This is a genomic window from Actinacidiphila bryophytorum (assembly GCF_016916835.1).
GTDB lineage: Bacteria > Actinomycetota > Actinomycetes > Streptomycetales > Streptomycetaceae > Actinacidiphila > Actinacidiphila bryophytorum.
On record NZ_JAFFIX010000005.1, the window covers coordinates 1 to 18,658 of the forward strand.

18 protein-coding genes are annotated in these 18,658 nt (G+C 71.7%); 8 read left to right on the forward strand and 10 right to left on the reverse strand.

Annotated features, from left to right (window positions below):
• Window positions 1-293 precede the first annotated feature (293 nt).
• On the reverse strand, window positions 294-1,553 hold the full coding sequence (gene tyrS / locus JT723_RS09275) for a tyrosine--tRNA ligase (protein WP_205044040.1): 1,260 nt from the start codon (window positions 1,551-1,553) through the stop codon (window positions 294-296).
• 58 nt (window positions 1,554-1,611) lie between these two features.
• Window positions 1,612-2,283 (reverse strand): DNA-3-methyladenine glycosylase, encoded by a 672-nt coding sequence (locus JT723_RS09280; RefSeq protein ID WP_205044041.1) that lies wholly within the window; start codon window positions 2,281-2,283, stop codon window positions 1,612-1,614.
• Between the two features lie 104 nt (window positions 2,284-2,387).
• Between JT723_RS09280 and JT723_RS09285 the strand changes: the two genes are divergently transcribed.
• From JT723_RS09285 to JT723_RS09295, 3 genes are all read left to right on the forward strand, one after another.
• Complete coding sequence (locus tag JT723_RS09285; protein ID WP_205044042.1) at window positions 2,388-3,182, forward strand: sporulation protein; 795 nt, start codon at window positions 2,388-2,390, stop codon at window positions 3,180-3,182.
• Between the two features lie 72 nt (window positions 3,183-3,254).
• Window positions 3,255-3,794 carry a YbhB/YbcL family Raf kinase inhibitor-like protein gene (locus JT723_RS09290; protein WP_205044043.1) on the forward strand — a complete coding sequence of 180 codons (540 nt, stop codon included), beginning with the start codon at window positions 3,255-3,257 and terminating at the stop codon, window positions 3,792-3,794.
• A gap of 439 nt (window positions 3,795-4,233) precedes the next feature.
• On the forward strand, window positions 4,234-4,737 hold the full coding sequence (locus JT723_RS09295) for an HNH endonuclease (RefSeq protein WP_205044044.1): 504 nt from the start codon (window positions 4,234-4,236) through the stop codon (window positions 4,735-4,737).
• Between the two features lie 67 nt (window positions 4,738-4,804).
• Here the strand turns inward: JT723_RS09295 and JT723_RS09300 are convergent, their stop codons facing one another.
• The 4 genes from JT723_RS09300 to JT723_RS09315 all read right to left on the reverse strand — a co-directional run bounded on the left by JT723_RS09300 (window position 4,805) and on the right by JT723_RS09315 (window position 8,011).
• On the reverse strand, window positions 4,805-5,572 hold the full coding sequence (locus tag JT723_RS09300; RefSeq protein WP_205044045.1) for a sulfite exporter TauE/SafE family protein: 768 nt from the start codon (window positions 5,570-5,572) through the stop codon (window positions 4,805-4,807).
• Between the two features lie 82 nt (window positions 5,573-5,654).
• Window positions 5,655-6,608: an SPFH domain-containing protein gene (locus JT723_RS09305; protein WP_205044046.1), complete on the reverse strand. Its 954-nt coding sequence runs from the start codon at window positions 6,606-6,608 to the stop codon at window positions 5,655-5,657.
• Window positions 6,609-6,741: 133 nt separating this feature from the next.
• Window positions 6,742-7,164: an NfeD family protein gene (locus JT723_RS09310; protein ID WP_251512932.1), complete on the reverse strand. Its 423-nt coding sequence runs from the start codon at window positions 7,162-7,164 to the stop codon at window positions 6,742-6,744.
• 55 nt (window positions 7,165-7,219) lie between these two features.
• Window positions 7,220-8,011: an ABC transporter ATP-binding protein gene (locus JT723_RS09315; RefSeq protein ID WP_205044047.1), complete on the reverse strand. Its 792-nt coding sequence runs from the start codon at window positions 8,009-8,011 to the stop codon at window positions 7,220-7,222.
• A gap of 124 nt (window positions 8,012-8,135) precedes the next feature.
• Here JT723_RS09315 and JT723_RS09320 point away from each other — a divergent pair, with 124 nt between their 5' ends.
• Entirely contained in the window at window positions 8,136-8,927 is a 792-nt protein-coding gene (locus JT723_RS09320) for an Rv1486c family protein (protein WP_205044048.1), read from the forward strand.
• Between the two features lie 18 nt (window positions 8,928-8,945).
• Here JT723_RS09320 and JT723_RS09325 read toward each other — a convergent pair whose 3' ends face one another.
• Window positions 8,946-9,593 carry a response regulator gene (locus JT723_RS09325; RefSeq protein WP_205044049.1) on the reverse strand — a complete coding sequence of 216 codons (648 nt, stop codon included), beginning with the start codon at window positions 9,591-9,593 and terminating at the stop codon, window positions 8,946-8,948.
• Window positions 9,586-10,740, reverse strand: a complete 1,155-nt coding sequence (locus JT723_RS09330) for a GAF domain-containing sensor histidine kinase (protein ID WP_205044050.1) — start codon at window positions 10,738-10,740, stop codon at window positions 9,586-9,588. Before JT723_RS09330 ends, JT723_RS09325 begins: the two co-directional genes overlap by 8 nt.
• 219 nt (window positions 10,741-10,959) lie before the next feature.
• Here JT723_RS09330 and JT723_RS09335 point away from each other — a divergent pair, with 219 nt between their 5' ends.
• The 3 genes from JT723_RS09335 (at window position 10,960) to JT723_RS09345 (ending at window position 13,883) form a co-directional block, all read left to right on the forward strand.
• Window positions 10,960-11,703: an SDR family oxidoreductase gene (locus tag JT723_RS09335; RefSeq protein WP_205044051.1), complete on the forward strand. Its 744-nt coding sequence runs from the start codon at window positions 10,960-10,962 to the stop codon at window positions 11,701-11,703.
• Window positions 11,704-11,750: 47 nt separating this feature from the next.
• On the forward strand, window positions 11,751-12,809 hold the full coding sequence (locus JT723_RS09340; RefSeq protein ID WP_205044052.1) for an S-adenosylmethionine:tRNA ribosyltransferase-isomerase: 1,059 nt from the start codon (window positions 11,751-11,753) through the stop codon (window positions 12,807-12,809).
• Window positions 12,810-13,076: 267 nt separating this feature from the next.
• On the forward strand, window positions 13,077-13,883 hold the full coding sequence (locus JT723_RS09345; RefSeq protein ID WP_205044053.1) for a transglycosylase SLT domain-containing protein: 807 nt from the start codon (window positions 13,077-13,079) through the stop codon (window positions 13,881-13,883).
• A gap of 104 nt (window positions 13,884-13,987) precedes the next feature.
• Here the strand turns inward: JT723_RS09345 and JT723_RS09350 are convergent, their stop codons facing one another.
• Window positions 13,988-16,663 carry an FHA domain-containing protein gene (locus tag JT723_RS09350; protein ID WP_205044054.1) on the reverse strand — a complete coding sequence of 892 codons (2,676 nt, stop codon included), beginning with the start codon at window positions 16,661-16,663 and terminating at the stop codon, window positions 13,988-13,990.
• A 192-nt stretch (window positions 16,664-16,855) separates the two neighbouring features.
• Between JT723_RS09350 and serB the strand changes: the two genes are divergently transcribed.
• Complete coding sequence (gene serB, locus JT723_RS09355; RefSeq protein ID WP_205044055.1) at window positions 16,856-18,106, forward strand: phosphoserine phosphatase SerB; 1,251 nt, start codon at window positions 16,856-16,858, stop codon at window positions 18,104-18,106.
• Window positions 18,107-18,130: 24 nt separating this feature from the next.
• On the opposite strand, the gene JT723_RS09360 is transcribed toward serB, so the two are convergent.
• Complete coding sequence (locus JT723_RS09360) at window positions 18,131-18,652, reverse strand: SixA phosphatase family protein (RefSeq protein WP_205044056.1); 522 nt, start codon at window positions 18,650-18,652, stop codon at window positions 18,131-18,133.
• Window positions 18,653-18,658: the final 6 nt, after the last annotated feature.

Here is an 18,658-nt window from a genome sequence, read left to right on the forward strand (position 1 = left end):
CTGCCATCGGAACCGTTTCACCGGCCCCTCCGGGCTTTCCCTTCGTTGTGTTCCCCACCGTACCCGATTCCCGCACCGATTCATAATCGGCTGTTTCAGCCTCATCGATTCGATTTTCGGCGCACCAAAAATCGACCCGATGCTCGGGGAGACGTAGGTAGTGGGTGGCCGCTCGGGCGGCGGGAGTCGGTGTGAACCAGGTCTCCCACCGTTTTGGCGGCTCGGACTACGTTACGCACGAGCGGCGGCCGAGTCAAGCTCGACCGCCGCTCAAACGTACTTTTCCAGCCGTGTCAGCGGACCTCGACCGCTCCGAGGTTGCGCTTGCCCCGGCGCAGGACCAACCAGCGGCCGTGGATGAGGTCGCTCGCGGACGGGGTCTCGTCCTCGCTCGTCACCTTGGCGTTGTTGACGTACGCACCGCCCTCGCGGATGGTGCGGCGGCCTGCCGACTTGCTCGGGACCAGCTCGACCTGGGCCAACAGGTCGGCGACCGGGGCGAGTTCGGTCACCTGGGCGCGCGGCAGCTCGCTGAGCGCGGCCGCCAGGGTGGCCTCGTCGAGGTCGGCGAGATCGCCCTGGCCGAAAAGTGCCTTCGACGCGGCGACCACGGCAGCACACTGGTCGGCGCCGTGCACCAGTCTCGTCAGCTCCTCCGCGAGGGCGCGCTGCGCCGCGCGGGCCTGCGGGCGCTCGGTGGTGGAGCGCTCCAGCTCCTCGATCTCCTCGCGGGACCGGAAGCTGAAGATGCGGACGAAGGTGGAGATGTCGCGGTCGTCGGCGTTCAGCCAGAACTGGTAGAAGGCGTACGGCGTGGTCATCTCGGGGTCGAGCCAGATGGCGCCGCCCTCGGTCTTGCCGAACTTGGTGCCGTCCGCCTTGGTGATCAGCGGGGTGGCCAGCGCGTGCACCGAGGCGCCCTCGACCCGGTGGATGAGGTCGATGCCCGCGGTCAGGTTGCCCCACTGGTCGCTGCCGCCGGTCTGCACGGTGCAGCCGTGGCGCCGGTAGAGCTCCAGGAAGTCCATGCCCTGCAGGATCTGGTAGCTGAACTCCGTGTAGCTGATGCCCTGGTCGGAGTTGAGCCGGCGGGACACCGCCTCCTTGGCGATCATCTTGTTCACCCGGAAGTGCTTGCCGATGTCGCGCAGGAACTCGATGGCGGACAGGCCCGAGGTCCAGTCCAGGTTGTTGACCATGGCGGCCGCGTTCGGCCCCTCGAAGGAGAGGAAGGGCTCGATCTGGGCCTGCACCCGTCCCACCCACTCGGCGACGACCGCGGGGTCGTTCAGTGTGCGCTCCGCGGTGGGCTTGGGGTCGCCGATCAGTCCGGTGGCTCCGCCGACCAGGCCCAGCGGGCGGTGTCCGGCCTGCTGGAGGCGGCGGATGGTGAGGATCTGGACCAGGTTGCCGAGGTGCAGGCTGGGGGCGGTGGGGTCGAAGCCGCAATAGACCGTGACGGGGCCGTCCGCGAACGCCTTGCGCAGTGCGTCCTCGTCAGTGGATACGGCGATCAGCCCGCGCCACTGCAGCTCGTCGACGATGTCCGTCACGGTTCCGTGTCTCCTCGTGTCTGGGTGCCCCTACAGGCGGGGTGCGACGGCTACGAGCCTACGCGGTCCCGTCCCCCGGCCGCGCCGCCGTTTTCGCGCGCTTGCGCGGGGCGTGGGCACGGTAGGGGCTGACGCTGGGGTCGCCGTCGATCCAGTAGCGCCAGGGGTGGGCGGCACCCTCGCCGCCGACCCCGGTGCGCGGCCCGCTGCGGATCGCGGCGGGCTCCGGCGGGGTGCCGGCCAGCATGCGGAAGGGGCCGCCGCCGGCGGAACAGGCGTCGGCGCCGTTGAGGTCGCGGCCGACGGACAGGGCGGTGGCGAGCCTGGCGGGCCCCTGGGCGAGGTCGGTGTCCCGGCGGGAGGTGGGGCGGTGGGCGCGGGCGAGGTCGGCGCCGCGGGTGACCAGTCCGGCTCTGAGCAGGACTCCGCTGGCGGTGCCGACCGGGCCGCACACCAGGTTCAGGCAGTGCCACATGCCGTAGGTGAAGTAGACGTAGGTGTGTCCCGGCGGTCCGAACATCACCGCGTTGCGGTCGGTGCGGCCGCGGTAGGCGTGCGAGCCGGGGTCGTTGGGGCCGTCGTAGGCCTCGACCTCGGTGAGCCGCAGTTCGATGGGGCCGTCGTCCGTGTCCCGGACCAGGGTCCTGCCGAGCAGGTCGGGGGCGATCTCCAGGACCGGCCGGTCGAAGAAGGCGCGGGCCAGCGGGGTGCGGTCCGGTGCGGTGGTCACGCGGCCCGAGCCTACCGGAGCGGGGTGGAACCAGCCGGGCATGCGCTGCGTTCGTAGAGTTCGCCAAGAACTGTGCAGGAAACGGCAAACGGAGGGTGTCCGCAATGGGCTTCAAGAAGCTGATGGCGAGTCTGGGCGCGGGTGGGGCGTCGGTGGAGACGGAGCTGTTCCAGTCCGACGTCACGCCGGGCGGTGTGGTCCAGGGTGAGGTGCGGATCCAGGGCGGTTCCGTCGAGCAGCGCATCCAGGGGCTGTCGGTGGGCCTGCAGGCGAAGGTCGAGGTGGAGCGCAAGGACGCGCAGGGCAACGACGTCGAGTACCACCAGAACATCGAGTTCCACACGCAGCAGATCGGCGGGGAGTTCGAGATCCGGCCGGGGGCGGTGCACAACGTGCAGTTCTCGCTGGAGGTGCCGTGGGAGACGCCGGTGACGATGTTCATGGGGCGGCATCTGACCGGGATGGACGTCGGGGTGACGACGGAGCTGCAGATCGCCCGGGCGGTCGACAAGGGCGACCTGGACCCGGTGAACGTGCACCCGCTGCCGGCGCAGGACGCGCTGCTCGACGCGTTCGGCCGGCTGGGCTTCCGCTTCCACGGGGCGGACCTGGAGAAGGGGCACCTGCGCTCGACGCGGCAGCGGCTGCCGTTCTACCAGGAGATCGAGTTCAAGTCGCCGTCGCAGTACAAGGGGCTCAAGGAGGTCGAGCTGACCTTCGTCTCCGACGGGCAGCAGATGGACGTCGTGATGGAGATGGACAAGAAGCCGGGGCTGTTCGGCGGCGGGGACACGTACCGTTCGTTCGTGATGCCGATGCAGGGCTTCGAGCAGACGGACTGGGCGGACTACCTGCACCAGTGGCTTGCCGAGGTGGGCGCCAAGCGGAACTGGTTCTAGCCTGCGGGGGAGGGTGCCCCGGAGGCTCTAGGCTCGGGTCGCAGAGTTGGTTCGCGATCGAGAGGTGTCGAGGTGTCCGAGCAAGCGCGGCGACCGCTCCCCCATGACTTCCATCCGCCCGTACCGGCGTTCACGGTGGTCAGTGACGACGTGGCGCCGGGGGCGGCGCTCAGCGACGACCAGGTGTACGCGGCGGGCAACGTCTCGCCGCAGCTGCGCTGGGAGGGCTTCCCCGCGGGGACGAAGAGTTTCGCGGTGACGTGCTACGACCCGGACGCGCCGACCGGCAGCGGCTTCTGGCACTGGGTGCTGTTCGACATCCCGGCGTCGGTGACGGAGCTGCCGCGGGGTGCGGGCACGGGGGACTTCGCCGGGCTGCCGGCGGGTGCGGTGCACGCGCGCAACGACTACGGGACGCAGGACTTCGGCGGTGCGGCGCCGCCGCCGGGGGACGGCCCGCACCGCTACGTGTTCACGGTGTACGCGGTGGACCAGGAGAAGCTGGGCGTGGACGCGGCGGCGTCCCCGGCCTATGTGGGCTTCAACCTGCGCTTCCACACGCTGGGCCGGGCGCAGTTGATCGGTGAGTACGAGGTGCCCGCGGGCGGCTGATCCGCCGCGGGCGCCGGCCCGGTCGCGGTCGGTGGTTATTCGGTTGCACCCCGGCGCGGCCCGCCGCACAGTGGTGCCTGCCCGGCCTGCCGGACGCCCCCGGTCATGCGCCCGGGCGGCGCGGCGGACACCGGGTCGGCCGGCACCGCAGTTGCGGGGGCGGCGGGGCGTTGCGCTGGGCGGTACCACGCGCCCCCCGCTGCCTGTCGGATCCCGGTCTGGGGACCGGGGGTCCGCGCCGGCCGGCGCGCTCCGGATACCGGGACGTCCATCACGTCCGGTGTCCGGGGCGCAAGCTTTTCCCCTGCTCTTTCCCGACTCCTTCTCCCCCGGTCACCTGTTGTCCGCCGGGGGGAAATTGCGTTGTCCGCACGTGAACGCGCGGGCACAGTGGAGCCACTCCGCCAGGGGGGCGGAGGAGGCCCGGGAGGTGGGCGGGATGCGTGACACGCTGGTGCTGAATGCGAGCTTCGAGCCGCTGTCGACGGTGTCGCTGCGGCGTGCCGTGGTCCTGGTGATGCAGGACAAGGCGGTCGTGGAGCAGGCGCATCCCGGGCTGCGCATCCGTGCGGCCGACGTGGACGTACCCCTTCCGCAGGTGATCCGGCTGTGCCGGTATGTGCGGGTGCCGTTCCGACAACGGGCGCCGTGGTCGCGGCGGGGTGTGCTGGTGCGTGACCGGCACCGGTGCGCGTACTGCGGCCGGCGGGCCACCACGGTGGACCACCTGCAGCCGCGGTCCCGCGGTGGCGGCGACACGTGGCTGAACACGGTGGCGGCGTGCGCGGAGGACAACCAGCGCAAGGCGGACCGTACGCCGGAGCAGGCGGGTATGCGGCTGCTGGCGCAGCCGTTCGAGCCGACGCCGGCCGATGCGCTGCTGCTGGCGCTCGGGGTGCGGGAGCGGGCGGGGCTGCCGGAGTGGCTGGCCCGGCCGGCCTGAGGCCGAGGGCCTGAACCGGTGTGAGCGGTGCGGCCCGGCCTGTCCGTGACGGGCCGGGCCGCACGGCTCACTTGAGGATCAGCTGCACGATGGCGGCGATGCCGACGACGACGATCAGGCCGCGCAGCGCGGCGGGCGGCAGCCGGCGGCCGACGCGGGCGCCGATGAGCCCGCCGATGGTGGCGCCGACCGCGATGAGGGCGACGGCGGCCCAGTCCATGTGGGCGACGACGATGAAGAAGAGCGCGGCGATGCCGTTGACGAGGGCGGCCAGGACGTTCTTCAAGCCGTTGACGCGTTGCAGGGTCTCGTCGAGCAGCAGGCCCATCAACGACAGGTACAGCACGCCCTGGGCGGCGCCGAAGTAGCCGCCGTAGACGCTGGCCAGGAACATCCCGCCGACCAGCAGCGGGCCGCCGTGGGCGGGGGCGGTGGTGCCGCGGCGTTCGCGGCGGGCCTGGACGGCGCGGGCGAGCCGGGGTTGCAGCACGACCAGGACGAGGGCGGCGGCGATCAGCACGGGCACGATGGCGTGGAAGGCCTGCGAGGGCAGGGTGACCAGCAGCACGGCCCCGGTGGCGCCGCCGAGCAGCCCGACGGTGCCGAGCCGGACCAGCCGGTCGCGCTGGCCGGCGAGTTCGCGCCGGTAGCCGATGGCGCCGGTGATCGAGCCGGGGACCAGGCCGAGGGCGTTGGAGACGTTGGCGGTGACCGGGGGCAGGCCGACGGCGAGCAGGACCGGGAAGGTCAGCAGGGTGCCGGAGCCGACGATGGTGTTGATGGTGCCGGCCCCGACTCCCGCGGCGAGGACGGCGAGAGCTTCAGCTGGGGACATAACCCCGTGATCATGTCACAGCGCTCCGCCGCCCCCGAGGGGCGTCTCACCCCTCAGCCACGGCCCCTCGGCCGCCCGGGCCTCAGTCCTTGTCGAAGGGTGCGGACTCGCGGCGGGGTGCCGGTGTGGTGGCGGAGCCACCGCCCCCGTTGCCGTTCCCGGGGACGCCGGGCAGGTTGACTATGCCGCCGAGGCCCTTGAGTGCGTCGTTCAGCTCGCTGGGGATGATCCACAGCTTGTTGGCGTCGCCCTCGGCGATCTTCGGCAGCATCTGCAGGTACTGGTAGGCCAGCAGCTTCTGGTCCGGGTCGCCGGCGTGGATGGACTCGAAGACCGTGCGGATCGCCTGCGCCTCACCTTCGGCGCGCAGGGCCGCGGCCCTGGCGTCACCTTCGGCGCGCAGGATCGAGGACTGCTTCTCGCCCTCGGCGGTGAGGATCTGGGACTGCCTGATGCCCTCGGCGGTGAGGATCGCGGCCCGCTTGTCGCGGTCGGCGCGCATCTGCTTCTCCATCGAGTCCTGGATGGAGGTGGGCGGCTCGATCGCCTTGAGTTCGACGCGGTTGACGCGGATGCCCCACTTGCCGGTGGCCTCGTCCAGGACGCCGCGCAGGGCCGCGTTGATCTCCTCGCGGGAGGTCAGGGTCCGCTCCAGGTCCATGCCGCCGATGATGTTGCGCAGGGTGGTGACGGTGAGCTGCTCGATGGCCTGGATGTAGCTGGCGACCTCGTAGGTCGCGGCCCGCGCGTCGGTCACCTGGTAGTAGATGACGGTGTCGATGTTCACCACCAGGTTGTCCTGGGTGATGACCGGTTGCGGCGGGAAGGGCACGACCTGCTCGCGCAGGTCGATGCGGTTGCGGATGGTGTCGATGAAGGGCACCACGATGTTCAGTCCCGCGCTGAGGGTGCGGGTGTAGCGGCCGAAGCGCTCCACGATGGCCGCGCTGGCCTGCGGGATCACCTGGACCGTCTTGATCAGCGCGATGAAGACGAGCACCACCAGGATGATCAGGACGATGATGATGGGCTGCATGTCCACTCCCCGCGCCGGTTGACTGCGGAAACACGGTGTACCCGGTGTACGCCGACATGATCGATCTTGGCAGACGGCCGCCCGCCGCGGGCGGGTTCGGCGAATTCCCGGCCGGACAAGGGCACTTCTGCCGTCACATCACGACGGCTGTCGCTCCGTCGATCTCCACGACGTCCACCTGCTGGCCGGGGTCGAAGACCCGGCCGGCTTCCAGTGAGCGCGCGGACCATACCTCGCCGGCGAGTTTGATCCTGCCGTCGGCGCCGCTGTCGACCCGTTCGAGGACCACCGCCTGCCGGCCCTTGAGCGCGTCGATGCCGCTGCGCTGCCCGGCGTGCTGCCGGTTGCGGTAGGCGATCGGGCGTACGAAGACCAGCAGCGCGACGGACACCACCACGAAGGCGATGACCTGGGCGACGATCCCGCCGCCCATTCCCGCGGCGGCGGCGCCCGCCACCGCACCGACGGCGAACATGCCGAACTCGGGCATCGTCGTGATCACCAGCGGGATGCCCAGCCCCACTGCTGCTATCAGCCACCACAGCCATGCGTCCACAGCCCAATCGTAGGGCTGTACGGGGCAGTTGCGGCAGTGCGCGGGGATGTGAAGCTCAGGAGAGCGGGAGTCCGGCCGCGGTGTAGCGGTCGCCGCGGCGCTCGACGACCAGGGGGAGGCCGAAGCACAGGGACAGGTTGCGGGAGGTCAGTTCGCTCTCCAGCGGGCCTGCGGCCACGACCTTGCCCTGGCGGATCATCAGGACGTGGGTGAAGCCAGGGGCGATCTCCTCGACGTGGTGGGTGACCATGATCATGGAGGGTGCGATCGGGTCGCGGGCCAGCCGGCCGAGCCGCCTGACCAGGTCCTCGCGTCCGCCGAGGTCGAGGCCGGCGGCGGGCTCGTCCAGCAGCAGCAGTTCGGGGTCGGACATCATGGCGCGGGCGATCAGGGTGCGCTTGCGCTCGCCCTCGGAGAGGGTGCCGAACTTCCGGTCGAGGAAGTCGTTCATGCCGAGCCGGTCGAGGAAGGCGCGGGCGCGGTCCTCGTCGACCTGCTCATAGCCCTCGTGCCAGGTGGCGGTCATGCCGTACGCGGCGGTGAGCACGGTCTCCAGGACGGTCTGCCGGCGCGGCATCTTCTCCGCCATCGCGGCGCCGGCCATGCCGATGCGCGGGCGCAGTTCGAAGACGTCGACGCCGCCGAGCTTGTCGCCGAGGACGGAGACGGTGCCGGTGGTGGGGAAGAGGTAGCTGGAGGCGACGTTGAGCAGGGTGGTCTTGCCGGCGCCGTTGGGGCCGAGGATGACCCAGCGCTCGCCCTCCGCGACCGACCACGAGACGTGGTCCACCAGAGCCCGTCCGTCGCGGACCACGGATACGTCCACCAGCTCCAGCACATCGCTCATGAGCGCGTTGTCTCCCATTGCAGTCTCGTCAGCCCGGCGGTGCCCGGGCTGGCACGTCCCCGGAGGGATCCCCTGGGGAAAACTTACGCCACCGCACGACGGGTCCAGTCCATAGGCTGGGGGCATGCTTGATGAACCTCGTTCAGGGCGGCTGACCGCATGGGGAAATGCCCTGCTTGCCGGACTTGCCGCACCTGATGACGTGGCCCAGCGGATCGTGGGCCAGGACGCGGTGCACCGGATCACGGCGCTGCCCGGGGAGAACGGGCCGGTCGGACTGACCCTGGGCCTCGGCAGGCTGCGGGCGCTGGGGGTGACCGGGCTGCGGCTCGCGCTGCCGGTCTCGGGGCACCCGCTGGGCCTGACCGGGCCGCCGGACTTCAACGACCTCGCCCTGGAGGCGGGTGAGGCGGTGCTCACCGTCGGGGCCGTGCCGCTGGGGCTGGTGCCGGACGTGAGCGAGGCGGGTCCCGCGGGCGATGTGCACGTGGAGGTGGAGTGGCGGTGCCTGCCGGTGCGGGACGCGCCGCCGGCCGACGTGCCGTCGCTGGGCGAGGCGGAGCGCGAGCTGGCCGAGGCGCTGCGTGACGCGACCTCGGCACTGGCGGCGCTGGACGTGGCGGGCGCCGGCGGCCCGACGGCGCACGCGGCTCTCGACGCCTACCGGGCGCGGGCGGCCAGGGGCCGCGAGGTGCTGGCGCCGGGCTATCCGCCGCGTGCGGTGCGGGTGCTGGAGCTGGCGCAGCGGGTCGCGGCGCTGGTGGAGATCGCCGGCGACGGGCACGGCGCCGCGGTGAGCGCCTCGCAGATCTCGGCCAGGGCGGAGTTGCTGCGCCCGGTGGAGCGGACCGCCAGGCGCGCGCAGGTCGCGGCGTACAACGCGTACGTGGAGGAGTCGGAGCGGCGCAGGCCCTAGAACGGGGACGCCGTTCGGTCAGCCGCCGACGCCGTTGCGCACCGCCCACAGGGCGGCCTGGGTGCGGTCGGCGAGGTCCAGCTTCATCAGGATGTTCGACACGTGGGTCTTGACGGTCTTCTCCGACAGCACCAGTGCGCGGGCGATCTCCCGGTTGGAGCGGCCGTCGGCGATCAGGGTGAGCACCTCGCGCTCCCGCTCGGTCAGCGCGTTGCCGCGGCCCTGCCCGGGGCCGCCCGCCTCGTCCTGGGAGAGCAGTGCGCCGGCCACCTCCGGCTGCAGCAGGACGTGCCCGGCGTGCACGGAGCGGATCGCGTCGGCCAGCGCGACCGGGTCGATGTCCTTGTAGACGTATCCGGCGGCGCCGGCCCGCAGAGCCGGTACCACCGTGCGCTGCTCGGTGAAGCTGGTGACGATCAGCACCCGGGCACCGTTCTGCGCGTCGTGCAGCCGGCGCAGCGCCTCGATGCCGTCGGTGCCGGGCATCTTGACATCCATGAGGATCACGTCGGGCCGCAGCTCCTCGGCGCGGGCCACGCCCTCGTCGCCGTCGCCGGCCTCGCCGACGACCTCGATGTCGCCCTGCACTTCGAGGAAGGTGCGCAGGCCCCGGCGTACGACCTGGTGGTCGTCGACCAGCAGCACGCGGATCACCTTGTCAGCCACCGGGCACCTCCAGCTCGATCACGGTGCCCTTGCCGGGCGCCGACTGCACGATGAGCCGGCCGCCGACGCCGCCGGCCCGGTCCCGCATCGAGACCAGGCCGAGGTGCCGGCCGGCGCGGCGGACCGACTCGGGGTCGAAGCCCTTGCCGTCGTCGGCGACCCGCAGTGTGGCGCCCCTGCCGTGTCCTTCGAGGGTGACGGTGACGGCGGTGGCGCGGGCGTGCCGCAGGGCGTTGTGCATGGCCTCCTGGGCGACCCGCAGCAGCGCCTCCTCCTGGGAGGCGGGCAGGGCGCGGACGTCACGCGAGCGGAAGGTGACCCCTGCGGAGTGCACCCGGTCGAGGACCTCGGCCTGGGTGCGCAGCGTCGCGACCAGGCCGTCGTCGTCCAGGGCGGCGGGGCGCAGCTCCACGACGACGGCCCGCAGCTCGTCTGCGGCCTCGGCGGCGAGCCCGGCGACCTCACGCAGCTGGCCCTTGGCGCGGGCCGGGTCGGTGTCGATGAGGGCTGCGGCGGCCTGTGCGGTCAGCCGCAGCGAGAAGAGCTTCTGGGAGACCGCGTCGTGCAGCTCGTGGGCGATCCTGGCCCGCTCCCCCGCGAGCGTCAGCTCGCGGCTGCGCTCGTAGAGCCGGGCGTTGGTCAGGGCGATGGCGGCGTGGTCGGCGAGGATGCGCAGCAGGTCCTCGTCCTCCTGGGTGAAGCCGCGGCTGTCGCCCCCGTCGTGGCCCTGGCACTGCTTGTTGGCCAGGAAGAGGGCGCCGAGGATGTCGTCGCCGTCCATCACGGGCATGCCGATGAAGGCCTTCATGACGGGGTGCTTGCGGGGCCAGCCGGCGAAGCTGGCGAAGTCGCGGACGTCGTCGAGGCGCTGCGGTGTCGCCTCGTGCAGCATCGCGGCGAGGATGCCGTGCTGCCGGGGCAGCGGGCCGATGGCCTTCCACTCCTCGTCGCTGACGCCGTCCACCACGAACTGCGCGAAGCCGCCGTGGTCGTCGGGCACGCCGAGCGCCGAGTACTCGGCCGCCAGCAGCTCGCGGGCGGAGGCCACGATGGTCTGCAGGACCTCGCGCACCTCCAGCCGGCGGTTCATCGCCAGGACCGCGGCGCTGACCGCTTCGATTCCGCCTCTGGGGGGCCTGCTGGACATGTCTCCACCGTACCCGTGGCAGGTCACGGCACATATGCGCCGCAAGGCCGAGCGGGTGTGGGCATGTGGACCTAGGCCCTTGTGACCGAGCGGTGTAGGGCGGCCGACCGAAGCGGGCGGGCGGGCCGCGTTCCTACGGTGGAGGGACCAGACGGCCGGGCACCGGGTCCGGCCGCGCCGGGGTGCTTTCCCGGCGGCCATCACAGCGAGGGCGGTCTCATGCCGGTAGCGATCATCACAGGGGCGTCGAAGGGGCTGGGCCGGGCGCTCGCCGCGGAGCTTGCGGGCCGGGGCTGGCGGCTGGTGCTCGACGCGCGGGACGCGGAGGCGCTGCGCTCGGCGGCTGCCGCTGTCGAGGACGCGGCGGTGAAGTCCGGTGCCGGCGGGGATACGGGTGCCGGCGCGGGTGCGGCGGCGGTACGTGCGGTGCCGGGCGACGTGGCGGACCCGGCGCACCGGGCCGAGCTGGTGGCGGCGGCGCAGGAGCTGGGCGGGGTGGACCTGCTGGTCAACAACGCCAGTGCGCTGGGCGCCGAGCCGCTGGTGACGCTGGCCGAGCTGCCGGTCGAGGGTCTGCAGCGGGCACTTGAGGTCAATGTCACGGCGCCTTTCGCTCTGGTGCAGGCGGCGCTGCCGGCGCTGCGGGCGGCGTCCGGCAGCGTGCTGAACGTCAGCTCGGACGCGGCGGTGGAGGCGTACCCGGAGTGGGGCGGTTACGGGGCGAGCAAGGCCGCGCTCGACCAGCTGTCTGCGGTGCTGGCGGTGGAGGAGCCGGGGCTGCGGGTGTGGTGGGTGGATCCGGGCGACCTGCGGACCGAGCTGTACGCGGCGGCCGTGCCCGACGACCCCGACTTCTCCGAGCGCGCGCTGCCCGAGGAGGTGGCGCCCGCGCTGCTGCGGCTGCTGGACGAGAAGGCCGCCAGTGGCCGCTACACGGCGTCAGGCCTGCGGAACGGACGGTGATGGCGATGACCCAAAACGCAGACCCCTATATAAGGGGAATAGGAGTCATGACAGATACAAGCCGCACATCGGACATTCTGCGGGGATTCCAGGTGCCGGCGGAGTCACTGGCGCCGGCTCCGCCGGCCCGCAGGGACGGGGTGCGGCTGCTGGTCGGGCGGCGGGGGTCCGGTGAGGTCTCGCACCACACCTTCCGCGACCTGCCCGACCTGCTGCGGGCCGGCGACGTGCTGGTGGTGAACACCTCCCAGACGCTGCCGGCCGCGCTGGACGGGCAGCTCGGCGGCGACCGGGTGGTGGTGCACTTCTCCACCCGGCGCGACGACGGCCGCTGGGTGGTCGAGGTCCGCGACCCCGACGGCCGCGGCTCCACCGTCCGCCGGGCCGGCGGCCCCGCGGGCGCGGTGGTGGAGCTGGCCGGCGGCGGGAAGCTGGCGCTGGAGGAGCCGATGGACCCGTGCGGGGACCGGCTGTGGTTCGCCCGGCCCTCGATGCCCGACACGGTGGCCCACCTGCGTGCCCACGGGCGGCCGATCCGCTACGCCTACACCGAGCGGGACCAGCCGCTCAGCTCCTACCAGACGGTCTTCGCCACGCCCTCGGCCGACGGCGGCGCCTCCGCCGAGATGCCGAGCGCCGGCCGGCCCTTCACCGCACCGCTGGTGACCGAGCTGGTCAGCCGTGGGGTGCAGATCGCGCCCATCGTGCTGCACACCGGGGTCGCGTCGGCCGAGGCGTACGAGCCGCCGTACGCCGAGCCGTACACGGTGCCGGCCACCACGGCATGGCAGGTCAACGCGGCGCGGGCGGCCGGCGGCCGGGTCATCGCGGTGGGCACCACCGCGGTGCGGGCACTGGAGACCGCGTCCGACGGGCGCGGGGTGGTCCGCCCCGCGCAGGGCTGGACGGATCTGGTGATCACCCCGGAGCGCGGGGTGCGTGCGGTGGACGGCCTGCTGACCGGGCTGCACGAGCCGGAGGCCTCGCATCTGCTGATGCTGCGCGCGGTCTCCGACGACGACCTGCTGGAGCGGGTCTACGCCGAGGCGCTCCAGCACTGTTACCTGTGGCACGAGTTCGGGGACGTGAATCTCCTGCTCCCGTAAAGAGACCCCCAATAAACGTCACATAAAGCACCCCCACGGTCACCGCAAGCGACCGTGGGGGTGCGGTGGTGTGAGGTGACAGATAGGACCTGCGTCACATACTAAGCAGCGTAGTGGAATACGACCCCCGGCAAGCCCCGGAATATCTCAGGGAAGTGACTGCCCGTTCCCGCGCCGGCTACGAATTCGATTCGTAGCCGGCTTCATTGACCCCCGTTTTGCGAGGCCCTAAGAATTCTCAGGTCCGCAACCGGAAGAGGTCATTCCATGCAGCTCCCCACGATCCCGAAGATCGGCCGACTGTCCAAGAAGCACAAGATCACGGCGGCCGGTGCCGCCGCCGCGGCTGCTGTTGTCCTGGCCGTCACCGGTCTCCAGGCGACCGGTGGCACGGCTGAAGCCAAGGGTGACCCGACCGGGTTCTCGGTGGATTCCGGCCAGCAGGTCAAGAGCCTCGACGCACAGGCCGGCCTCGCCTCGCAGAAGGCGATCCAGGACGAGGCGGCCAAGAAGAAGGCCGCCGCCGACGCCGCGGCCAAGCAGAAGGCGGCCGCAGACGCGGCAGCGAAGAAGAAGGCCGCGGACGCCGCAGCCGCCAAGAAGAAGGCTGCCGCCGCCGCGAAGAAGAAGGCCGCCGCCCGGGCAGCCGAGCGCGCCAGGGCGCAGCAGGCCGCGAACCGCTCCAAGCAGCGCACCGCCCTGAAGGCCGCCCCGAAGAAGGTCGCCGCCGCTCCCGCCAAGGTCGTCTACCCCGACAACCTGGACGGCTGGATTCGCGAGGCCCGTGCGGTACTTGCCGCGCACAACATCCCGGTGCCGACCTACAACGGCATTTACCGGAACATCATCCGCGAGTCCTCGGGCAACCCGAACGCGATCAACCTCTGGGACATCAACGCCCAGAACGGCATTCCCTCCAAGGGCCTGCTGCAGACGATCGACCCGACCTTCAACGCCTACCACGTGTCCGGCACGTCGTGGAACATCTACGACCCGGTCGCGAACATCGCCGCCGCGTGCAACTACGCCTGGCACGTCTACGGCGGAATGGACAACGTCAACTCGGCGTACTGACCCGCGCACCGGAACCCCCACCGGTTGCGGCGGACCAGCCGATGCGAAAAGGGCGGTAGGACTCCCCGAGTCCCACCGCCCTTTCGCATGCCGCGAATTGCCGACTACTTGCGCATGACCTCGGGCTCGTGCCGGCGCAGCAGCCGGGCGACGGCGACACCGCACACCGCCGCCATCACCAGCAGCATGAAGACGTCGAGCGTCCAGATGCCCGCGCTGTGCTTCCACAGCGAGTCCACACTGACCGGCGGTGTGGTGTCCCACGGCAGCAGCGTGTTGAGGTCGGCCGTCGAACCGGCGCCTGCGACCGCCCAGCGGGCCGGCATCAGCCAGGCCACCTGCTCCATGCCGGGCTTGCCGTAGATCTGGAAGAGCACACCGGTGAAGACGATCTGCACGATGGAGTACATCACCAGCAGCGGCATCGTCTTCTCCGCGGTCTTCACCAGCGCGGAGATGATCAGCCCGACCATCATCGAGGTGAAGCCGAAGGCCATCACGACCAGGGTCATCTCCACCGCCGGCTGGCCGTGCAGGATGACGCCCTCGGCGGGCATCTTGCTGCGCGGCACGAAGCCGATGCCGCAGATGATCGCGCCCTGCAGGGCGGTGATCAGGCCGAGCACGATGACCTTGGACATCAGGTACGCGGACCGCGACAGGCCGACGGCGCGTTCCCGCTCGTAGATGACCCGCTCCTTGATCAGCTCCCGGACCGAGTTCGCCGCACCGGCGAAGCACGCGCCGACCGCGATGATCATCAGGATGGTGCCCGCGTCCCGGTTCTGGCCGTGCGCCCTGACCGGGCCGTAGCCCAGTCCGTCGTGCGCGGGGATCAGCAGGCTGACGATGCCGAGCACCGTCGGCAGGATCAGCATCAGGCCGATGAAGCCGCGGTCGGAGGCGATGACCGACATGTAGCGGCGTACCAGGGTCCACAACTGCGGACCCCACGCCTGCGGTTTGGGCGGCCTGGCCACCTGGTGCGGTATGTAGGGCGCGGCCTGCGGGGCGACCGAGTCCAGGTCCGCGGCATAGGTCTGGTAGTGCTGCGAACCGCGCCAGCGGCCCATCCAGTCGTAGTCGCGGTAGGTCTCGAAGGCCGAGAAGACGTCGGCCCAGTTGTCGTACCCGAAGAAGTTCAGCGCCTCGTCCGGCGGACCGAAGTAGGCCACGGAGCCGCCCGGCGCCATCACCAGCAGCTTGTCGCACAGCGCCAGTTCCGCCACCGAGTGGGTGACCACCAGGACCGTGCGGCCGTCGTCGGCGAGGCCGCGCAGCAGCTTCATCACGTCGCGGTCCATGCCCGGGTCGAGGCCCGAGGTGGGCTCGTCGAGGAAGATCAGCGACGGCTTGGTGAGCAGCTCCAGCGCCACGGAGACGCGCTTGCGCTGGCCGCCGGACAGCGAGGTGATGCGCTTGTCGGCGTGGATGTCGAGCTTCAGCTCGCGCAGCACCTCGTCGATCCGCGCCTCGCGCTCGGCGGCCGCGGTGTCACCGGGGAAGCGGAGCTTGGCCGCGTACCGCAGTGCGGTCTTGACCTGCAGCTCCTTGTGCAGGATGTCGTCCTGCGGTACCAGGCCGATGCGCTGCCGCAGCTCGGCGAACTGCTTGTACAGGTTCCGGTTGTCGTAGAGCACCTCGCCCTGGTCGGCGGGCCGGTAGCCGGTCAGCGCGCGCAGCAGGGTCGACTTGCCGGAGCCGGACGGGCCGATCACACCGATCAGCGACTTCTCCGGCACCCCGAAGGAGACGTCCTTGAGGATCGTCTTGGTGGTCTTGCCGTGCGGCACGGTCACCGACAGGCGGCGGGCGGAGAAGGACACCGCGCCGGTGTCGACGAACTCCTCCAGCCGGTCGCCGACCAGCCGGAAGGTGGAGTGGCCGACGCCGACGATGTCGTTGGCGCCGAGCAGGTGCCGCTGGATCGGCTGGCCGTTGACATACGTGCCGTTGTGGCTGCCGAGGTCGACGATCTCGTAGCGGCCGTCGGGGTGCGCGCGGAACTCGGCGTGGTAGCGGGAGACCTGGAGGTCGGAGACGACCAGTTCGTTCTCCAGCGCACGGCCGATCCGCATGACCCGGCCCAGCGCCAGCTGGTGGAAGGTCGTCGGGCTGCGGTCGCCGTAGCCGGGTGCCCGGCCGCCGGCCGGCGGCTGCTGGGGTACGCCCTGCGGCGCCGGCGGCTGCTGCGGCCAGCCGGCTGCGGCCTGCGGCACCGCCGCCTGCTGGTGCGCGGCGGCCGGCTGGGCCGGCGGCTGGTACTGCGGGTAGTGCTGCGGCGGCGCCTGCTGGACCTGCGGCGGTACGTGCTGCTGCGGCGGCACCTGCGGGGCCGGCTGCTGTACGGGCCGGGCCGGCTGCACCGGCTGCTGCACCGGCGGTGCGGACTGCGCCTGCGGGTAGAGCTGCGGCGGCTGCTGGGCGTGCGCGGTCTCCGCGCTGTAGACGTCGCGGCCGGCCGCCGCGACCGGTGTGCCGCCGGTGAAGTCCAGCCGCGGGCCGTCGGTGGCGTTGCCGAGGTTGACCGCGGTGCCGGGGCCGACCTCCGTCTGCTGGATCCGCTGCCCGTGGACGAAGGTGCCGTTCGTGCTCCCGTGGTCCTCTATCAGCCAACCGCGGTCTCCCCGGCGGATGGTGGCGTGCCGCCACGAGACCCGGGGGTCGTCGCAGTGCAGATCGGCCTGCGGGTCGCGCCCGAGGCTGTAGGACCGGGAGGCGTCGAGCGTCCAGGTTCGACCGTTCAATTCGAGTACGAGTTCAGGCACCCCAAGCCCCATTGGTTGTCCCCCGTGTTGTCCCCCATGAGGGGAGTCTAGGGATTGCGAACATCGGGAGGAACTATTGCAGGCCCCGGTCTCGTAACAGAAAGCGCCCTCCCGGACGCGTTCCGGGTGTTCCCAGCAGCCGATTGTCCGGCACGCGGGACGGATGGTCATACGGCAGTGCGGGGCGGATACCGTGGAGGGACCATGAACGACGCCTCGCAAGCCACGCCTGTCGCCGCCGTTCCCGCAGCGGACGTGCCGACCCTCCTGGTCAAGATCTTCGGCAGGGACCAGCCGGGCATCACCGCCGGCCTGTTCGACACGCTCGCCGCCTACGGGGTGGACGTGGTGGACATCGAGCAGGTGGTGACCCGCGGCCGGATAGTGCTGTGTGCCCTGGTGACCGCCCCGGCGCCGGGCACCGGCACCGAGGGCGACCTGCGGGCGACCGTGCACAGCTGGGCCGAGAGCCTGAAGATGCAGGCCGAGATCATCTCCGGTGTCGGCGACAACCGGCCGCGCGGCGAGGGCCGTTCCCATGTCACGGTGCTCGGCAGGCCGCTGACGGCGGAGTCGACGGCGGCCATAACGGCGGTGATCACCGGCGCGGGCGGCAACATCGACCGGATCTTCCGGCTGGCGAAGTACCCGGTGACGGCCGTGGAGTTCGCCGTCTCCGGCGCGGAGCCGGTCGCGCTGCGCTCGGCGCTCGCGATCGCCGCCGCCGCCCGCGGGGTGGACGTCGCGGTGGTGCCGTCGGGGCTGCAGCGCAGGGCGCAGCGGCTGGTGGTCATGGACGTCGACTCCACCGTCATCCAGGACGAGGTCATCGAGCTGTTCGCGGCACACGCCGGGTGCGAGGAGCAGGTCGCCGACGTCACGGCCGCCGCGATGCGCGGCGAGCTGGACTTCGAGCAGTCGCTGCACGCCAGGGTCGCGCTGCTGGCGGGCCTGGACGTCTCGGTGGTGGACAAGGTGCGCGCCGAGGTCCGGCTGACCCCGGGCGCGCGGACCCTGATCCGTACCCTCAAGCGGCTCGGCTACCAGGTCGGTGTGGTCTCCGGCGGTTTCACGCAGGTCACCGACGACCTCATGGAGCGGCTCGGCCTGGACTTCGCCGCCGCGAACACCCTGGAGGTGGCCGACGGGCGGCTGACCGGCCGGGTCGTCGGGCCGATCGTGGACCGGGCGGGCAAGGCCAGGCTGCTGCGCAGCTTCGCCGAGCAGGCCGGGGTGCCGCTGAGCCAGACCGTGGCGATCGGCGACGGCGCCAACGACCTGGACATGCTCAACGCGGCGGGCCTGGGTGTCGCCTTCAACGCCAAGCCCGTGGTGCGTGAGGCGGCGGACGCCGCGGTGAACGTGCCCTTCCTCGACGCGGTGCTGTACCTGCTGGGCATCACCCGCGAGGAGATCGAGGCGGCCGACGAGCTGGACGGCACCCCGACCGCCTGACCCGGTCCACCGCAAGCGGGCCTGTCAGGCCTCGTGCGGGGTCCAGAAGGCGGTGAGCCGGCCGACACCGTGCTCGACGGTCTTCCACGAGCCGGCGAAGGTGACCACGGCGAAGGCCGCGGTGGGGAAGCCGCCGCTCTTCATCCGGGCCAGCGCGTCGCTGTCGGCGGTGCCCGCGAGGGCTTCCGCGGCCGCGTGCATCCCGGGGTTGTGGGCGACGACCAGCAGCGAGCCGACGTCGTCGGGGGTCTCGCTGAGCAGCGCGAGCAGTTCGCCGAGGCTCGCGTCGTACAGCCGCTCCTCGTAGACCGTACGGGGCCGGTGCGGCAGTTCGTGCGCGGCGAGCTTCCAGGTCTCGCGGGTGCGGGCGGCGGTGGAGCAGAGCACGAGGTCGGGGGCGATGCCGTCGTCGGCGAGGCGGCGGCCGGCCATCGGGGCGTCCAGCCGGCCGCGGTCGGCCAGTGGCCGCTCGTGGTCGGGTACGGACGGCCAGTCGGCCTTGGCGTGCCGGAGCAGGACGATGGTGCGGGGCGAATCGACGGTCATGCCTTT

Bases quoted from the DNA above. Each gene is read 5' to 3' on its own strand.
- JT723_RS09335 (WP_205044051.1), top strand. From the start codon at position 10,960: ATGCCGGTAGCGATCATCACAGGGGCGTCGAAGGGGCTGGGCCGGGCG.
- JT723_RS09285 (WP_205044042.1), top strand. From the start codon at position 2,388: ATGGGCTTCAAGAAGCTGATGGCGAGTCTGGGCGCGGGTGGGGCGTCG.
- JT723_RS09295 (WP_205044044.1), top strand. From the start codon at position 4,234: ATGCGTGACACGCTGGTGCTGAATGCGAGCTTCGAGCCGCTGTCGACG.
- JT723_RS09315 (WP_205044047.1), bottom strand. From the start codon at position 8,011: ATGAGCGATGTGCTGGAGCTGGTGGACGTATCCGTGGTCCGCGACGGA.
- JT723_RS09350 (WP_205044054.1), bottom strand. From the start codon at position 16,663: ATGGGGCTTGGGGTGCCTGAACTCGTACTCGAATTGAACGGTCGAACC.
- JT723_RS09340 (WP_205044052.1), top strand. From the start codon at position 11,751: ATGACAGATACAAGCCGCACATCGGACATTCTGCGGGGATTCCAGGTG.
- JT723_RS09305 (WP_205044046.1), bottom strand. From the start codon at position 6,608: ATGCAGCCCATCATCATCGTCCTGATCATCCTGGTGGTGCTCGTCTTC.
- JT723_RS09330 (WP_205044050.1), bottom strand. From the start codon at position 10,740: ATGTCCAGCAGGCCCCCCAGAGGCGGAATCGAAGCGGTCAGCGCCGCG.
- serB (WP_205044055.1), top strand. From the start codon at position 16,856: ATGAACGACGCCTCGCAAGCCACGCCTGTCGCCGCCGTTCCCGCAGCG.
- JT723_RS09300 (WP_205044045.1), bottom strand. From the start codon at position 5,572: ATGTCCCCAGCTGAAGCTCTCGCCGTCCTCGCCGCGGGAGTCGGGGCC.
- JT723_RS09360 (WP_205044056.1), bottom strand. From the start codon at position 18,652: ATGACCGTCGATTCGCCCCGCACCATCGTCCTGCTCCGGCACGCCAAG.
- JT723_RS09345 (WP_205044053.1), top strand. From the start codon at position 13,077: ATGCAGCTCCCCACGATCCCGAAGATCGGCCGACTGTCCAAGAAGCAC.
- JT723_RS09320 (WP_205044048.1), top strand. From the start codon at position 8,136: ATGCTTGATGAACCTCGTTCAGGGCGGCTGACCGCATGGGGAAATGCC.